The 15,768-nt window shown below is 43.7% G+C and carries 15 protein-coding genes; all 15 read left to right on the plus strand.

Annotation, left to right across the window (positions count from 1 at the left end; genetic code table 11):
* Positions 1 to 80 precede the first annotated feature (80 nt).
* The 15 genes from yfmF to M1D98_RS08955 all read left to right on the plus strand — a co-directional run bounded on the left by yfmF (position 81) and on the right by M1D98_RS08955 (position 15,742).
* A complete protein-coding gene (yfmF, locus tag M1D98_RS08885) occupies positions 81 to 1,361 on the plus strand; it encodes an EF-P 5-aminopentanol modification-associated protein YfmF (RefSeq protein WP_435576670.1) in 1,281 nt (426 codons plus the stop codon).
* Positions 1,358 to 2,644, plus strand: coding sequence for an EF-P 5-aminopentanol modification-associated protein YfmH (gene yfmH / locus M1D98_RS08890; protein WP_010327985.1), 1,287 nt, complete (start codon positions 1,358 to 1,360; stop codon positions 2,642 to 2,644). The genes yfmF and yfmH overlap by 4 nt, the downstream gene beginning before the upstream one ends.
* A gap of 53 nt (positions 2,645 to 2,697) precedes the next feature.
* On the plus strand, positions 2,698 to 3,426 hold the full coding sequence (gene ymfI, locus M1D98_RS08895; RefSeq protein ID WP_010327984.1) for an elongation factor P 5-aminopentanone reductase: 729 nt from the start codon (positions 2,698 to 2,700) through the stop codon (positions 3,424 to 3,426).
* An 80-nt stretch (positions 3,427 to 3,506) separates the two neighbouring features.
* Entirely contained in the window at positions 3,507 to 3,764 is a 258-nt protein-coding gene (locus tag M1D98_RS08900) for a DUF3243 family protein (protein WP_456280182.1), read from the plus strand.
* A 129-nt stretch (positions 3,765 to 3,893) separates the two neighbouring features.
* Positions 3,894 to 4,685 (plus strand): DUF3388 domain-containing protein, encoded by a 792-nt coding sequence (locus M1D98_RS08905; protein WP_010327982.1) that lies wholly within the window; start codon positions 3,894 to 3,896, stop codon positions 4,683 to 4,685.
* 18 nt (positions 4,686 to 4,703) lie between these two features.
* Positions 4,704 to 5,618 carry a cell shape determination protein RodZ gene (gene rodZ, locus M1D98_RS08910; protein WP_010327981.1) on the plus strand — a complete coding sequence of 305 codons (915 nt, stop codon included), beginning with the start codon at positions 4,704 to 4,706 and terminating at the stop codon, positions 5,616 to 5,618.
* Between the two features lie 49 nt (positions 5,619 to 5,667).
* Complete coding sequence (gene pgsA, locus M1D98_RS08915) at positions 5,668 to 6,249, plus strand: CDP-diacylglycerol--glycerol-3-phosphate 3-phosphatidyltransferase (RefSeq protein ID WP_121642594.1); 582 nt, start codon at positions 5,668 to 5,670, stop codon at positions 6,247 to 6,249.
* Positions 6,250 to 6,267: 18 nt separating this feature from the next.
* On the plus strand, positions 6,268 to 7,518 hold the full coding sequence (locus tag M1D98_RS08920; RefSeq protein ID WP_121642595.1) for a competence/damage-inducible protein A: 1,251 nt from the start codon (positions 6,268 to 6,270) through the stop codon (positions 7,516 to 7,518).
* 170 nt (positions 7,519 to 7,688) lie between these two features.
* Complete coding sequence (gene recA, locus M1D98_RS08925) at positions 7,689 to 8,735, plus strand: recombinase RecA (protein ID WP_010328349.1); 1,047 nt, start codon at positions 7,689 to 7,691, stop codon at positions 8,733 to 8,735.
* A gap of 166 nt (positions 8,736 to 8,901) precedes the next feature.
* The gene (locus tag M1D98_RS08930) at positions 8,902 to 10,077 is read left to right on the plus strand and encodes a serine hydrolase domain-containing protein (RefSeq protein ID WP_268544044.1); all 1,176 of its coding nucleotides are present in this window, start codon (positions 8,902 to 8,904) and stop codon (positions 10,075 to 10,077) included.
* A 275-nt stretch (positions 10,078 to 10,352) separates the two neighbouring features.
* A complete protein-coding gene (rny, locus tag M1D98_RS08935) occupies positions 10,353 to 11,915 on the plus strand; it encodes a ribonuclease Y (protein WP_010328352.1) in 1,563 nt (520 codons plus the stop codon).
* Positions 11,916 to 11,985: 70 nt separating this feature from the next.
* Entirely contained in the window at positions 11,986 to 12,780 is a 795-nt protein-coding gene (gene ymdB, locus M1D98_RS08940) for a 2',3'-cyclic-nucleotide 2'-phosphodiesterase (RefSeq protein WP_010328353.1), read from the plus strand.
* A gap of 199 nt (positions 12,781 to 12,979) precedes the next feature.
* A complete protein-coding gene (gene spoVS / locus M1D98_RS08945; protein WP_003154135.1) occupies positions 12,980 to 13,240 on the plus strand; it encodes a stage V sporulation protein SpoVS in 261 nt (86 codons plus the stop codon).
* 265 nt (positions 13,241 to 13,505) lie between these two features.
* Positions 13,506 to 14,549 carry an L-threonine 3-dehydrogenase gene (tdh, locus tag M1D98_RS08950; RefSeq protein WP_435576668.1) on the plus strand — a complete coding sequence of 348 codons (1,044 nt, stop codon included), beginning with the start codon at positions 13,506 to 13,508 and terminating at the stop codon, positions 14,547 to 14,549.
* 14 nt (positions 14,550 to 14,563) lie between these two features.
* The gene (locus tag M1D98_RS08955; RefSeq protein WP_268523399.1) at positions 14,564 to 15,742 is read left to right on the plus strand and encodes a glycine C-acetyltransferase; all 1,179 of its coding nucleotides are present in this window, start codon (positions 14,564 to 14,566) and stop codon (positions 15,740 to 15,742) included.
* Positions 15,743 to 15,768 lie beyond the last annotated feature (26 nt).

Consider the following 15,768-nt stretch of genomic DNA (forward strand, 5'->3'; position numbering starts at 1 on the left):
TTACATGAAAGAGTGATTCTGCGTATGCTGAAAATGGGTCATAATACATACTAATAAGAAATGAACGAAGGAGGTTCCATATGTCATATGTAAATGAAATCAAAACAAAGCACGGCGGTTTAACCGCGCACATTGTAAAAACAGAAAAATTCAAAACCGTCTCGCTTATTTTTAAAATGCTTGCGCCGCTGACAAAGGAGCAAGTCACCAAAAGGGCGCTGCTTCCGCATGTGCTCCTTCGCGGCACAAAAAACCATCCGAAAACCGCAGAATTACGTTCTTATTTAGATGAACTGTACGGCACGTCCGTTTCGGCCGATCTTTCAAAAAAAGGAGAGCGGCACGTTATTACGTTCAGGCTTGAAATCCCGAATGAAAAGTATTTAAAAGACCAAACGCCGCTTCTTGAAAAGGGACTGAAGCTTCTTGCAGAAATCGTCTTTTCGCCTGCTCTAGAGGGAGGCACATTTCAATCGCAATATGTGACTCAGGAAAAACGGACACTCAAACAAAGAATCCAAGCGGTTTATGATGATAAAATGCGCTACTCAAATTTAAGGCTGATACAGGAAATGTGCAAAAACGAGCCTTACGCGCTCCATGTCAACGGGGAAATTGAAGATGTCGAAGCCATTACGGCTGATCAATTATATGAAACATACAAAAGCGCTATCCAACAAGACCAGCTTGATCTTTATGTCGTTGGCGATGTGGACAGCAACCAAGTGCAAGCGTCAATCGACAAGTATTTTCAAACAGAAGAACGCAGCCTTGGGGCGATGGAAAACAATTACGCCGAGCAAAACGCACAGCCTAAAGAAGTGATTGATGAAGAAGATGTCAAACAAGGAAAGCTGAATATTGGCTACCGTACCAATATCACTTATACGGATCGGGATTATCCTGCCTTACAAGTGTTTAACGGGCTGTTTGGCGGATTCTCTCACTCCAAGCTTTTCATCAATGTTCGGGAAAAAGCCAGTCTTGCTTACTACGCCGCTTCGCGTATAGAAAGCTTTAAAGGCTTGTTGATGGTGATGTCGGGCATTGAAGTGGAAAATTATGAACAGGCTGTTTCTATTATCGCTGAGCAATTTCAAGCAATGAAAAACGGCGACTTTAGTGAGCAGGATATCGCTCAGACAAAGGCTGTCATTCGAAATCAAGTGCTGGAAACCATTGATACTGCGTACGGTTTATCGGAATTTTTATATCAGCAGGCCGCTGCCCAAGTCGACGTTCCAATTGAAGATTTTCTCGCCAATATTGATCAGGTCACAAAAGAGGATATCATGAAAGCCGGCGAAAAGATTCAGCTTGATACGACTTATTTCTTAAAAGGGACGGAGGGTGCATCTTGATCAAACCAATCAAATATGAACAGCTTCAGGAGACACTGTACCATGAAAAAATGCCAAACGGCCTTGATGTTTACGTTTTGCCGAAAAAAGGCTTCAACAAGACGTATGCGGTCTTTACTACAAAGTATGGCTCTATAGATAACCGATTTGTCCCTTTAGGCAAAAATGAGATGGTTCATGTGCCGGACGGCATCGCCCATTTTCTTGAGCATAAGCTGTTTGAAAAAGAGGACGGAGACGTTTTTCAAGATTTCAGCAAACAGGGCGCTTCTGCCAATGCGTTTACGTCATTTACAAGAACGGCTTATCTTTTCTCAAGCACGTCGAATGTTGAACGCAATTTAGAGACGCTGATTGATTTTGTGCAGGATCCGTATTTTACTGAAAAAACGGTTGAGAAGGAAAAAGGGATTATCGGGCAGGAGATTAACATGTATGACGACAATCCTGATTGGAGGCTTTACTTCGGGGTCATTGAAAACATGTACAAAGAACATCCTGTCAAAATTGACATAGCCGGAACGGTGGAAAGCATTTCGCCTATCACGAAAGACCTTCTGTATGAATGCTATGAAACGTTTTATCACCCGAGTAACATGCTCCTCTTCATTGTAGGGCCTGTAGATCCTGAAGCGATCATTTCTCAGGTAAGAGAAAATCAGGAGAGAAAGCCATATACTGACCAGCCGGAGATCCAACGAGAGGAAGTACAGGAACAAGAAGCGGTGTTCCGCAAAGAAAAAGAGATCAAAATGAACGTGCAGGGACCAAAATGCCTTGTCGGGCTAAAATCAAAGAACCCGTATAGATTAGGCAAAGAGCTGTTAAAGCATGAACTTTCTATGAACTTATTGCTTGAATCTCTTTTCGGCAAAAGCTCTGCCCAGTACGAATCACTTTATGAAAAAGGGTATATTGACGAAACGTTCAGCTTTGACTTTACTGCTGAATATGGGTTTGGTTTTGCGGCGATCGGCGGCGATACGCCGGAACCTGATCGATTGGCTGAAGACATTTCAAGCATGCTTCTGCGCGCCGGTGAATTGATTACTGCTGAAAAGGTTGAACTTGCCAGAAAGAAAAAGATTGGTACATTTTTAAAAGCGCTGAATTCACCTGAGTACATTGCAAATCAATTTACCCGTTATGCTTTCTTGGATATGAGCCTGTTTGATGTCGTATCGGTTCTCGAACAAATTACCCTTGAAGATGTCCAGCAAGTCATACAAGAGGAAATGGCTGCGGATAGACTGACTGTCTGCAAGGTTGTTCCTAAATCATAAACAAAACATCCCTCCAGTGTGAGGGGTGTTTTTCTGCGGAAAGAGGAAAGAGGATGAACAAAACAGCACTCATTACCGGAGCAAGTGGCGGCATCGGCAAAAGCATAAGCGAAACGCTTGCGGCAGATGGATACAATCTGCTGCTGCATTACCATACAAATCAAAACGCGGCAGCGGAGCTTGCTGAAAAACTTAATGAGGCGTATGGGGTGCATGCTGAGATCTTGCAAGCCGATCTCTCCGCACCGGAAGGAGCAGATAAGCTGACAAATTTAATTGTTCAGCCAATTGATGCCATTATTTTAAATAGCGGAAGAAGCCATTTTGGGCTAATTACGGATGTAGATAATGCAACGGTTCAGGAAATGGTTCAACTCCATGTGGCGAGTCCGTATATGCTGACGAGAAACCTTCTTCCAGGCATGATCCGGAATAGATCTGGGGCAATCGTTGCTGTCAGCTCTATTTGGGGAGAAACTGGAGCATCTTGTGAAGTGCTGTACAGTATGGCAAAGGGAGCCCAACACTCGTTTGTGAAAGGACTGGCTAAGGAGCTGGCGCCAAGCGGAATCAGAGTAAACGCCGTAGCGCCGGGCGCGGTTGATACAAATATGATGAATCAATTTTCTCCGCCTGAAAAAGAAGAGATTGCTGATGATATCCCGATCGGCCGGCTGGCCCGACCGCAAGAAATTGCGGATGCAACAGCTTTTCTCCTGTCTGAAAAAGCGTCATATATCACCGGACACATTCTGTCGGTGAATGGCGGCTGGCATTGCTGATCCGAAAATATTCGGTGTATAGTATCTTTTCTGAAGGACACAATAAGCTTGTAACTTCACATGAAATGGAGGAAAAGAGCATGTCAGTATTAGAAAACTGGGATAGCTGGAAAAACTTCCTTGGCGACCGTTTGAACTATGCGCAAGATAAAGGCATGAGCCAGGATACCATTACAGAACTTGCGACAGAAATCGGCGGTTACTTGGCAAATGAAGTGGAATCTAAGAACGAGCAGGAAAAAGTGCTGGCAGATCTTTGGAGCGTAGCATCAGAAGATGAACAGCGTGCCATTGCCAATATGATGGTTAAGCTTGTTGAAAATAACAGCACGCACTAGCAAGAGAGGAGATTTTTCCTCTCTTTTTTATGTTTTCCTCGTCACAGCAACATTCTTCTTTCTAATTAGAGAAAAATGCTTTATGATAAAGGAAGGTAAAATTTTGCCACAATGAAGGGGGTATATCATTTGGCAAAGCTCGAATGGTATTTTGAATATGAAATTCAGGTCAACCGCCCCGGACTGCTCGGGGATATTTCATCTCTTCTTGGGATGCTATCTATTAACATTGTAACGATTAACGGCGTCGACCTTTCCAGAAGGGGAATGCTCCTCAGGTGCCGCCATATAGATCAAATCAAGCGATTAGAATCAATCTTAAAAACGATGGAAACAATTAAAGTAACGAAGCTGCGAGAACCGAGGCTTCGCGACCGTCTTGCGGTACGCCACGGCCGCTACATACAAAGGGATGCCGATGACAAGAAAACGTTCCGCTTTGAACGGGACGAGCTAGGCTTATTAGTCGATTTCATGGCGGAATTGTTCAAAAAAGAAGGCCATAAATTAATCGGGATCCGGGGGATGCCGCGTGTCGGAAAAACGGAATCGATTGTGGCCTCCAGTGTATGTGCAAGCAAAAGGTGGCTGTTTGTGTCATCAACTTTGCTGAAGCAGACGATAAGAAGCCAGCTGATCGCCGATGAATACAGCACTGAAAATGTCTTTATCGTTGACGGAATTGTGTCAACAAGAAGAGGATCAGAACGCCATCTCCAGCTGGTCAGAGAAATCATGAGGCTGCCTGCAACAAAAGTGGTGGAGCATCCGGACATATTCGTTCAAAACACAGAGTATACACTAGATGACTTTGATTATATTATTGAACTGAGAAATGGCCCCGATGAGGTTATTACATATGAACATGCTGAAGAACCCCAAATGTTTGATCAATCCGGGTTTTCAAGCTTTGATTTTTAAAATTGGAAGGTGTTTGTTGTGACTGAACTAGGAATCCGGCTGAAAGAGGCCAGAGAGGAAAAAGCAATGTCATTGGATGATCTCCAAGCGGCAACAAAGATTCAAAAAAGGTATTTAACCGCCTTGGAGGAAGGAAACTATGACATTATTCCGGGGAAGTTTTATGTTCGGGCATTCATTAAGCAATATGCTGAAGCCGTCGGGCTTGATGCCGATCAGCTGTTTGAGGAGCATAAAAAAGATATCCCGAATACGTATCATGATGATGTATCTGAAAAAATCTCCGGCATGAAGCTTCAAAAGGAAATGCCAAAGCCAGCATCTAGAGCGCTGGAATTGCTGCCAACGATACTTGTGATTCTCGGCGTGATTGTCGTGATTGCGATTGTGTACGCGATCATACAATTTGCGAATCATAAAAGCAGTGAGGATAACAATGCAGCTTCAGAAAAATCAATTACGCAAAGTGAAAGCAAGTATGAAATCCCTAAAGATTCCGCGCTAAAAGAGAATCAAAATAATAGCTCTGAAAAAGAGGAAGACACTAAAAAAGAAACAAAAGAAAATGAAGATCAAAAAGAAGAAAATGACAGTGAAAAACTGGAGATGAAAGCAACTGGCACTGAAGGATCGTTAACGACTTATGAAGTGTCCGGCGCTGATAAAATCGAGCTTGAACTAAAGGCATCAGACAGCTCTTGGATTCGGGTGCGTGATGAAAACAGCAGCTCTTTAAAAGAGGGAACGCTGAAAAAAGACGAAACCTATAAAAAAGATATAACTGATCAGAAACAAGTTGAGATCCGCACCGGATATGCACCTAATCTGAAAATAAAAATCAACGGCAAGGTTCTTTCCTATGAACTTGATCCGAAAAAAGTGATGGCACAAACCATTAAGATTGTAAATAAAAAGGAAGAAAAGTCATCTTAATTACCAGATGACTTTTCTTCACGTCCGAGTATGAAATTGGAGGGGCTTTATGTTTAACTTACCAAATAAAATCACACTAGCTAGAATCGCATTAATCCCAATCTTCATGATTATCATGCTGGCGCCGTTTGACTGGGGCAGGCTAGAAGTTGGAGACGAATCGATCCCGGTCGCACATTTGGCCGGTGCCATTCTATTTATTGTTGCATCCACAACAGACTGGGTGGACGGGTACTATGCCCGAAAGCTGAATCTTGTGACTAACTTCGGGAAATTTCTTGATCCGCTTGCGGACAAACTGCTTGTATCCGCAGCATTAATTATCCTTGTTCAATTTGACCTTGCTCCAGCTTGGATGGTCATTGTGATTATCAGCAGGGAGTTTGCCGTGACAGGTTTGAGGCTTGTCTTAGCCGGAACAGGAGAAGTGGTGGCTGCTAATATGCTTGGTAAAATTAAAACCTGGGCACAAATCATTGCGGTTTCAGCATTGCTTCTTCATAATCTTCCGTTTGAACTTGTGTCATTCCCGTTTGCTGACTTGGCGCTATGGGTAGCTGTCTTCTTTACTGTCGTCTCAGGCTGGGAATATTTCTCCAAAAACTGGGAAGCGTTAAAAACAACTAATTAAGAAAGAAGGACTTACGTCATGGAATTTCCAAAGAAAGCAGAAATTATTGCGGTCGGTTCTGAGCTGTTGCTTGGCCAAATCGCCAATACAAATGCTCAATTTATCAGCAAACAGCTTGCTGACATCGGAGTGAACGTATTTTATCATACAGCAGTTGGAGATAATCCGGAGCGGCTGAAGCAGGTCATTCGCATTGCTGAAGAACGCTCTGATTTCATTATTTTTTCAGGAGGTCTCGGGCCGACAAAAGATGATCTGACGAAAGAAACGATTGCAAATGCGCTGGGGCATCCGCTTGTGTTAGATGATGAGGCGTTCCAATCCATTGAGGACTATTTCAAACGGACCAAACGCACGATGTCACCTAATAACCGAAAACAGGCGCTTGTGATCGAAGGATCTGACGTGCTGGCAAATCACTTCGGAATGGCGCCGGGAATGCTCCTAGAGCACGATTCGCGCTTTTATATGCTTCTTCCTGGGCCGCCAAGCGAATTGCGTCCCATGTTTGAAAACGAGGCAAAGCCTCTTCTGCTGAAAAAGATGGGCTCAAATGAAAAAATTGTATCAACCGTTCTTCGTTTTTTTGGTATCGGCGAATCTCAGCTTGAAGCTGATTTGGAAGATATTATTGATGCACAAACCAATCCGACAATCGCTCCTTTGGCAGCCGACGGAGAGGTGACGCTGCGTCTGACAGCCAAACATGCTGACGAAAAGGAAACGGAGCGTCTGCTAAAAGAAACAGAGGCTGTTATCTTAGAACGTGTAGGGGAATTTTTCTATGGCTATGATGATACTTCCCTAGTAAAAGAGCTTTCTAAAGCATGTAAGGAAAAAGGCATTACAATTGCCGCGGCTGAAAGTTTTACCGGCGGGCTGTTTTCTGAATGGCTGACGGATCTCAGCGGTGCTTCAACATTGTTTGCCGGCGGCGTCGTTTGTTATACAAGCGACGTGAAGGAGCATGTGCTTAGCGTCAAGAAGGAAACATTAGACCGTTTTGGAGCGGTCAGCAAGGAGTGCGCATTAGAGCTGGCAAAGGGTGTTCAACAGCTCACTGGCAGCGATATCGGCATCAGTTTTACCGGTGTAGCAGGTCCTGATACTCAAGAGGGGCATGAGCCTGGACATGTGTTTATCGGCATTTCAGCAAATGGAAAAGAAGAGGTTCACGAGTTTCACTTTGCGGGGTCCAGAACGGGAATCAGAAAACGTGGCGCCAAATACGGCTGCCATTTAATCTTGAAGCTTTTAGAGCAAAAATAATATTTTCAGCACATTATCCTCCTAAAAAACATGATTTCTCTGATACATGATAGTATTTTGATAGAAATCCGCCACGAAAAAATCCGAATATGCGTTCGCTTTTTTCTTGGCAAATCCCTTCAAACAGGGTATAGTATATGTAGTGGTAACATAAAGGAGGAAAAAATAGAATGAGTGATCGTCAGGCAGCCTTAGATATGGCTCTTAAACAAATAGAAAAACAGTTCGGCAAAGGTTCCATTATGAAACTGGGAGAAAAGACAGATACAAGAATTTCCACTGTCCCAAGCGGCTCCCTCGCTCTTGATACGGCATTAGGAATTGGCGGATATCCGCGCGGACGGATTATTGAAGTATACGGTCCTGAAAGCTCAGGTAAAACAACTGTGGCACTTCATGCGATTGCTGAGGTTCAGCAGCAGGGCGGACAAGCCGCATTTATCGATGCAGAGCATGCATTAGATCCGGTATACGCACAAAAGCTCGGTGTCAACATCGAAGAGCTTTTACTGTCTCAGCCTGACACGGGCGAGCAGGCGCTTGAAATTGCGGAGGCATTGGTTCGAAGCGGTGCAGTTGACATTGTTGTTGTTGACTCTGTGGCAGCTCTCGTTCCGAAAGCGGAAATTGAAGGCGACATGGGAGATTCGCATGTTGGTTTACAGGCACGCTTAATGTCCCAAGCGCTTCGTAAGCTTTCAGGCGCCATTAACAAATCGAAGACAATCGCGATTTTCATTAACCAAATTCGTGAAAAAGTCGGCGTTATGTTCGGGAATCCGGAAACAACTCCTGGCGGCCGCGCGCTGAAATTCTACTCTTCCGTACGTCTAGAAGTGCGCCGTGCTGAACAGCTGAAACAAGGAAACGACGTAATGGGGAATAAAACGAAAATCAAAGTCGTCAAAAACAAGGTGGCACCGCCGTTCCGTACAGCCGAGGTTGATATTATGTATGGAGAAGGCATTTCAAAAGAAGGCGAAATCATTGATCTTGGAACTGAACTTGATATCGTGCAAAAAAGCGGTTCATGGTACTCTTATGAAGAAGAGCGCCTCGGACAAGGCCGTGAAAATGCAAAACAATTCTTGAAAGAAAATAAAGATATCATGCTAATGATCCAGGAACAAATTCGCGAACATTACGGCTTGGATAATCACGGAGCAGCGCAGCAGCAAGCTGAAGGTGCACAAGAAGAACTTGAATTTGAAGAATAAAAATAAAATCAGTTTGAAATGATACAAAAGGCTGGGTGAAAAACTCAGTCTTTTTATTTTTGCAAAAAATGATAAAAAATATTGCTTTTTTTGACAACTTTTTCGGTGCTTCATTCGTCTAACAAAACGTGTGCAAAATGGAATTTATTTTGGGAGGAAAAACTGAATGACAAGCCCAGCCAGCAGAAGAACTGCGAAACGCAGACGGAGAAAACTAAATAAAAGAGGCAAACTTTTGCTTGGTTTTTTAGCAGCGATGATTTGCTTTACGATTTGGAATGCGCTTCACCGAGATAGTGAAGGGAACGAGCCATCTCAAGAAACTGCAGCAGCTTCAGATAGCGGTCAGAAAAAAGAGGTTAAAAAGAAAACCGCCAAAAAAACAGAGGAACAAATCAAAACAGTGGACCGTAATCAAAAAATCAGCCATTATTTAAATGAGATTGGCTTCAGCGGAACAGCCATGATTGTCAGAAATGGAGAAATCGTAACACATAAAGGTTTTGGTTATGCCGATCGTAAACATCACATCCCTAATAATCCATTGACCTCTTTTTATGTCGGTTCGTCACAAAAAGCGCTGATTGCAACCGCTATTTTGCAGCTAGAGGAAAAGGGAAAACTTCAGACAAGTGATCCGGTAAGCGCGTATTTACCTCAATTCCCTAACGGGCAAACGATTACTTTGAAAAACCTGCTCACACATACATCGGGAATACACGGGCATGTTGAAGGAAACGGTGCAATCACTCCGGACGATTTAATAAAAGACATAGAACGTCAGGGAATCAAACGTCAGCCAGGCGTATGGGACTATCAGGATTCCAATTATTCCGTTCTCGCTTATATTGTTGCTGAAGTAAGCGGTGAGTCATATGAACAATACATAACGAATCATATTTTTAAACCAGCGAAAATGACGCATGCAGGCTTTTACAAAACATATCATAAAGAACCTTATCCGGCTGTCGGTTATAAGCTGAAGGGCGGCAAGCCGATTACACCGTATATGCCCGATTTATCCCAGCTGTATGGGGCCGGTGATATTTATATGAGCGCTTCAGATATGTACAAATTTGACCAAGCGCTGATAGACGGCAAACTGTATTCGCAAAAAAGCTATAAAAAGATGTTTACGCCGGGAAGCAGCTCCACATACGGTATGGGATTTTATATTGCTTCCGGAAGCTACTCAAACCATGGTGTCATGCCGGGCTTCAACATCTTAAACAGCTTTAGTAAATCTGGGCAAACCATTGTAATTTTGTTGTCAAACATTCAAAATAACGCTAAACTGGGCCAAGTGAACAATAAAATATACCAGCTTCTGAATCAAGAATGATTCATGATCTTCTTTTGGATGAATTGCATTCGGCACGGGATAAGACGTCGGCTCTGCAAACGTTAAGATGGCAAGCTTGACAAGTATTTCCGACACATTTACAATGAAGTTGTAACATTGTTTTTTTAACATGATTGTTAAACCATTTAAACTTGACAAGGGCGATGAAAATACTCATTCCCTGTGAAGGTTCTGTATGTTGAGAAAACTAGACAATGTACATGCCGACACTTAATGAAGCAACAACCAAGTTCATAGCAAGAGGAGGTGAAAGTATGACCCCAATTATGATGGTTCTCATCTCCATTTTGCTGATTCTACTCGGTTTAGTTGTTGGCTACTTTGTTCGTAAAACCATTGCCGAAGCGAAAATTGCGGGCGCACGCGGTGCAGCCGAGCAAATTCTTGAAGATGCAAAGCGTGATGCTGAAGCACTGAAAAAAGAAGCTCTGCTTGAAGCAAAGGATGAAATCCACACACTTCGAATAGATGCTGAACAGGAAGTTCGTGAAAGACGAAATGAGCTTCAAAAACAAGAAAACCGTTTACTCCAAAAGGAGGAAAACCTTGATCGCAAACATGAGGGAATTGATAAACGGGAAGCGATGTTGGAGAAGAAAGATCATTCTCTGAATGAACGACAACAACATATTGAAGAGATGGAAAGCAAAGTGGATGAGATGATTCGTATGCAGCAGTCAGAGTTGGAACGAATTTCGAGCCTGACTCGCGATGAAGCAAAACAAATCATTCTTGAACGGGTTGAAAACGAGCTTTCACATGACATCGCCATCATGACAAAAGAAACTGAAAACCGCGCGAAAGAAGAGGCGGATAAGAAAGCGAAAAACATTCTTTCACTCGCCTTACAGCGTTGCGCAGCGGACCACGTTGCTGAAACAACGGTATCAGTTGTTAATCTTCCAAATGATGAGATGAAAGGACGTATCATTGGGCGGGAAGGGCGTAATATTCGTACGCTTGAAACGCTGACAGGAATTGACCTGATTATTGATGATACCCCTGAAGCTGTCATTCTTTCCGGATTTGATCCGATCAGACGTGAGACAGCAAGGATCGCTCTAGACAAACTCGTTCAGGATGGCCGTATTCATCCGGCACGGATTGAAGAAATGGTTGAAAAATCTCGCCGCGAGGTCGATGACTATATTCGTGAGATGGGTGAGCAAACGACATTTGAGGTTGGCGTTCACGGTCTCCACCCAGATCTCATCAAGATCCTCGGCCGCTTAAAGTTCCGTACAAGCTATGGTCAAAATGTGCTTAAGCATTCCATGGAAGTCGCATTCTTGGCCGGTCTAATGGCATCGGAGCTTGGAGAAGACGCAAAGCTTGCTAAACGTGCGGGCCTTCTTCACGACATCGGAAAAGCAATTGACCATGAAGTAGAAGGTAGCCACGTTGAAATCGGGGTAGAGCTTGCGACTAAATATAAAGAGCACCCAGTCGTGATTAACAGTATTGCATCACACCATGGGGACGAGGAGCCTACTTCCATTATCGCTGTGCTGGTAGCGGCAGCTGATGCGCTTTCCGCTGCTAGACCTGGCGCGAGAAGTGAGACGCTCGAGAATTATATTCGAAGACTTGAAAAGCTCGAAGAAATTTCTGAGTCCTATGAAGGTGTTGAAAAATCATTTGCCATTCAGGCTGGACGCGAAGTGCGTATTATGGTGAAGCCGGATTCAATTAATGATCTTGAAGCTCATCGACTGGCGCGAGATATCCGTAAGCGAATTGAGGACGAGCTCGATTATCCAGGTCATATTAAAGTGACAGTAATCAGAGAAACTCGAGCCGTTGAGTATGCAAAATAAAGTGATGCGCTAAGCATCACTTTATTTTTTTGACGGCGAAAGAATTTTAAGAATAGAAGGGATTTACAAAATGAGAATGTTATTTATTGGAGATGTTGTCGGTTCACCAGGCCGTGACATGGTAAAAGAATATGTGCCAAAGCTAAAAACAAAATATAAGCCGCACTTTACCATTATTAATGGTGAAAACGCCGCACATGGGAAAGGGCTCACGGAAAAAATTTATCACAGTTTAATCCAGGCTGGCGCCGATGCAATCACGATGGGAAACCACACATGGGACAAAAAAGAAATTTTTGATTTTATAGATGACGTTCCGAACTTGGTTCGTCCTGCAAACTTTCCTGAAGGAACACCGGGAAAAGGGATCACATATGTGAAAGCAAACGGCAAAGAGCTTGCTGTTATTAATTTACAAGGACGCACGTTTTTACCGCCGCTTGATGATCCGTTTTTAAAAGCGGATGAGTTAATTGCCGAAGCTGCAAAAAGAACACCGTACATTTTTATCGACTTCCATGCCGAGGCGACAAGTGAAAAGCTTGCACTCGGCTGGTACACGGATGGACGGGCGTCCGCAGTCGTCGGAACTCATACACACGTGCAAACAGCGGATAACCGCATTTTGCCGAAGGGGACGGCATATATTACTGATGTAGGAATGACTGGCCCATATGATGGTATACTGGGGATGGACAGAGAAACGATTATTAAGCGATTCAAAACAAACCTTCCAGTACGATTTACTGTCGCTGAAGGAAAAACAACATTAAGCGGAGTAGTGATTGACATCGACGACCAAACGAAAAAGGCTGTCAAAATTGAGCGGATTTTGATCAATGATGATCACATGTTCTTTGAATAATTGAGCATGTGGTTATTTTATAAAAATATTAAACAGAAAAGCAGGAATATAGCGACTCCTTAGTGAATATAGTAAAAATGGAAGGTAGCCCGCTATTTTTGAAAAGCATTGTGGGGATGGCTTTTTGGATAGCAACATCTAATAATGATTGTTCTAATGAACACTCACTTATCCATTGTAAAACTAAGGGGGAGCAGAAATGGAAATCTTAAAAGTTTCAGCAAAATCGAGTCCAAATTCAGTGGCAGGTGCGCTTGCAGGCGTGTTAAGAGAACGAGGAGCCGCCGAGATTCAAGCGATTGGAGCGGGTGCATTAAACCAGGCTGTAAAAGCTGTGGCGATTGCCAGGGGATTTGTGGCGCCAAGCGGCGTTGATTTGATTTGTATTCCGGCTTTTACAGATATTCAGATCGATGGGGAAGAAAGAACGGCGATTAAATTAATCGTGGAGCCTCGCTAAAAACAAATAAAGCATTCTCAACCTGTTTGCGTCATGCAGACAGGTTGTTTTTCATTTGTTGTGATATTTTCTTCCAATAATATTTTCGACATATAAATGATGAATATACAAAAGTAAGGAATAACGTAGAACGATTCAGAAAAAAATTACGCCCATTTTTCAAGACGAACACTTTTGTCTTTGTCAGAAAGACAATGCTGTTTACGCTTATTCCATATCATGGTACAATCCGAATGTAACAAGAATTTGTTAAGGAGGATTGTACATGCAGGATGGAAAGATGAAAGCTCTAATGAAAAAGGACGGGACGTTCGGTGCTGTGCTGACTGAAGTTCCCATTCCTGAGATCGATAAACATGAAGTCCTCATAAAAGTGAAAGCTGCTTCCATATGCGGCACGGATGTGCACATTTATAATTGGGATCAATGGGCACGCCAGAGAATCAAAACTCCCTATGTTTTCGGCCACGAGTTCAGCGGCATTGTTGAAGTTGTAGGAGAGAATGCCGGGAATATAAAAGTGGGAGAATATGTGTCTGCGGAAACGCATATCGTCTGCGGTAAATGTGTGCCTTGCGTAACCGGAAAAGCTCATGTTTGCACCAATACAGCTATTATCGGGGTAGACACGGCAGGCTGTTTTGCGGAGTATGTGAAAGTTCCGGCTGATAACGTTTGGAAGAATCCCGCTGATATGAACCCGGCGGTTGCATCCATTCAAGAGCCTTTAGGAAATGCGGTTCATACAGTGCTCGAGAGCCAGCCCGCAGGAGGAACAACTGCAGTCATCGGGTGCGGACCGATTGGTCTTATGGCTGTTGCAGTTGCAAAAGCAGCAGGTGCTTCCCAAGTAATAGCGGTTGATAAAAATGAATACCGATTGGCGCTTGCCAAACAAATGGGTGCCACACGTACTGTTTCTATTGAAAAAGAAGATCCGCTCAAAATTGTAAGCGCTTTAACCGATGGAGAAGGAGCGGATCTCGTTTGCGAGATGTCGGGCCACCCCTCTGCTATCGCGCAAGGTTTGGCGATGGCTGCGAATGGCGGAAAATTTCATATTCTCAGCTTGCCGGAACATCCGGTGACAATTGATTTGACGAATAAAGTGGTATTTAAAGGACTAACGATCAAAGGAATCACAGGAAGAAAAATGTTTTCGACATGGCGGCAGGTGTCTCAATTGCTCACATCCCATGTGCTTGATCTTTCACCTGTTATTACCCATCAGTTTCCGTTAGAGGAGTTCGAGAAAGGGTTCGAGCTGATGAGAAGCGGCCAGTGCGGAAAAGTGATTTTAATTCCATAATAGGGGGGATAAACATGACGAAGGAATTTGAGTTTTTAAAAACAGAGCTTGATAGAATGAGAGAAAACCATACATGGCAAGACATAAAACAGCTTGAATCAATGCAGGGGCCCTCTGTCACAGTCAATCATAAAAACGTCATTCAGCTTTCTTCTAATAATTACCTCGGTTTTACTTCACATCCAAGACTCATCAAAGCTGCGCAGGAGGCCGTTCAGCAATTTGGAGCCGGCACCGGATCAGTGAGAACAATTGCAGGCACATTTACCATGCACCAAGAGCTTGAGAGAAAGCTCGCAGCCTTTAAAAAAACGGAGGCGGCGCTTGTATTTCAATCAGGATTCACAACAAACCAAGGCGTACTTTCAAGTATTCTTTCAAAAGATGATATTGTCATCTCGGATGAATTAAACCATGCCTCTATTATTGACGGAATCAGACTTACAAAGGCGGATAAAAAGGTGTATCAGCATGTCGATATGAGTGACTTAGAGAGAGTGTTGAGAAAGTCAATGAACTATCGGATGCGCCTGATTGTGACAGACGGCGTATTTTCCATGGACGGCAATATAGCCCCTTTGCCTGATATTGTAGAGCTCGCTGAGAAATATGACGCTTTTGTAATGGTGGATGACGCTCATGCATCCGGAGTACTTGGCGAAAACGGCAGGGGAACGGTGAATCACTTCGGTTTGGACGGCAGAGTCCATATTCAGGTCGGAACGCTAAGCAAGGCAATCGGAGTGCTCGGCGGCTATGCTGCCGGTTCAAAGGTACTGATCGATTATCTGCGCCATAAAGGCCGCCCGTTTTTATTCAGCACGTCCCATCCGCCAGCTGTGACCGCAGCTTGTATGGAAGCGATTGATGTCTTGCTGGAAGAGCCCGAGCATATGGAGCGCTTGTGGGAGAATACGGCCTATTTTAAATCTATGCTTGTGAAAATGGGTCTGACTCTCACGCAGAGTGAAACGCCAATTCTTCCTATTTTAATAGGTGATGAAGCTGTGGCGAAGCAATTTTCTGATCAGCTCCTTTCACGCGGCATATTTGCCCAAAGCATCGTTTTTCCAACTGTAGCAAAGGGAAAAGCCAGGATTCGGACAATCATTACCGCTGAACACACAAAAAAAGAACTGGATCAGGCGCTTAGTGTCATCGAAAAGACAGCTAAGGAGCTCCAGCTATTGTAAGAGGAAGAGAAAGCTCTTCCTCTTTT

It is taken from the genome of Bacillus sp. K7 (genome assembly GCF_053903245.1).

Excerpts from the sequence above, each read along its gene's own strand:
- ymfI (WP_010327984.1), top strand. The coding sequence starts at position 2,698 with ATGAACAAAACAGCACTCATTACCGGAGCAAGTGGCGGCATCGGCAAA.
- M1D98_RS08900 (WP_456280182.1), top strand. The coding sequence starts at position 3,507 with ATGTCAGTATTAGAAAACTGGGATAGCTGGAAAAACTTCCTTGGCGAC.
- tdh (WP_435576668.1), top strand. The coding sequence starts at position 13,506 with ATGCAGGATGGAAAGATGAAAGCTCTAATGAAAAAGGACGGGACGTTC.
- yfmF (WP_435576670.1), top strand. The coding sequence starts at position 81 with ATGTCATATGTAAATGAAATCAAAACAAAGCACGGCGGTTTAACCGCG.
- ymdB (WP_010328353.1), top strand. The coding sequence starts at position 11,986 with ATGAGAATGTTATTTATTGGAGATGTTGTCGGTTCACCAGGCCGTGAC.
- spoVS (WP_003154135.1), top strand. The coding sequence starts at position 12,980 with ATGGAAATCTTAAAAGTTTCAGCAAAATCGAGTCCAAATTCAGTGGCA.
- pgsA (WP_121642594.1), top strand. The coding sequence starts at position 5,668 with ATGTTTAACTTACCAAATAAAATCACACTAGCTAGAATCGCATTAATC.
- rny (WP_010328352.1), top strand. The coding sequence starts at position 10,353 with ATGACCCCAATTATGATGGTTCTCATCTCCATTTTGCTGATTCTACTC.
- M1D98_RS08930 (WP_268544044.1), top strand. The coding sequence starts at position 8,902 with ATGACAAGCCCAGCCAGCAGAAGAACTGCGAAACGCAGACGGAGAAAA.
- M1D98_RS08920 (WP_121642595.1), top strand. The coding sequence starts at position 6,268 with ATGGAATTTCCAAAGAAAGCAGAAATTATTGCGGTCGGTTCTGAGCTG.
- recA (WP_010328349.1), top strand. The coding sequence starts at position 7,689 with ATGAGTGATCGTCAGGCAGCCTTAGATATGGCTCTTAAACAAATAGAA.
- M1D98_RS08955 (WP_268523399.1), top strand. The coding sequence starts at position 14,564 with ATGACGAAGGAATTTGAGTTTTTAAAAACAGAGCTTGATAGAATGAGA.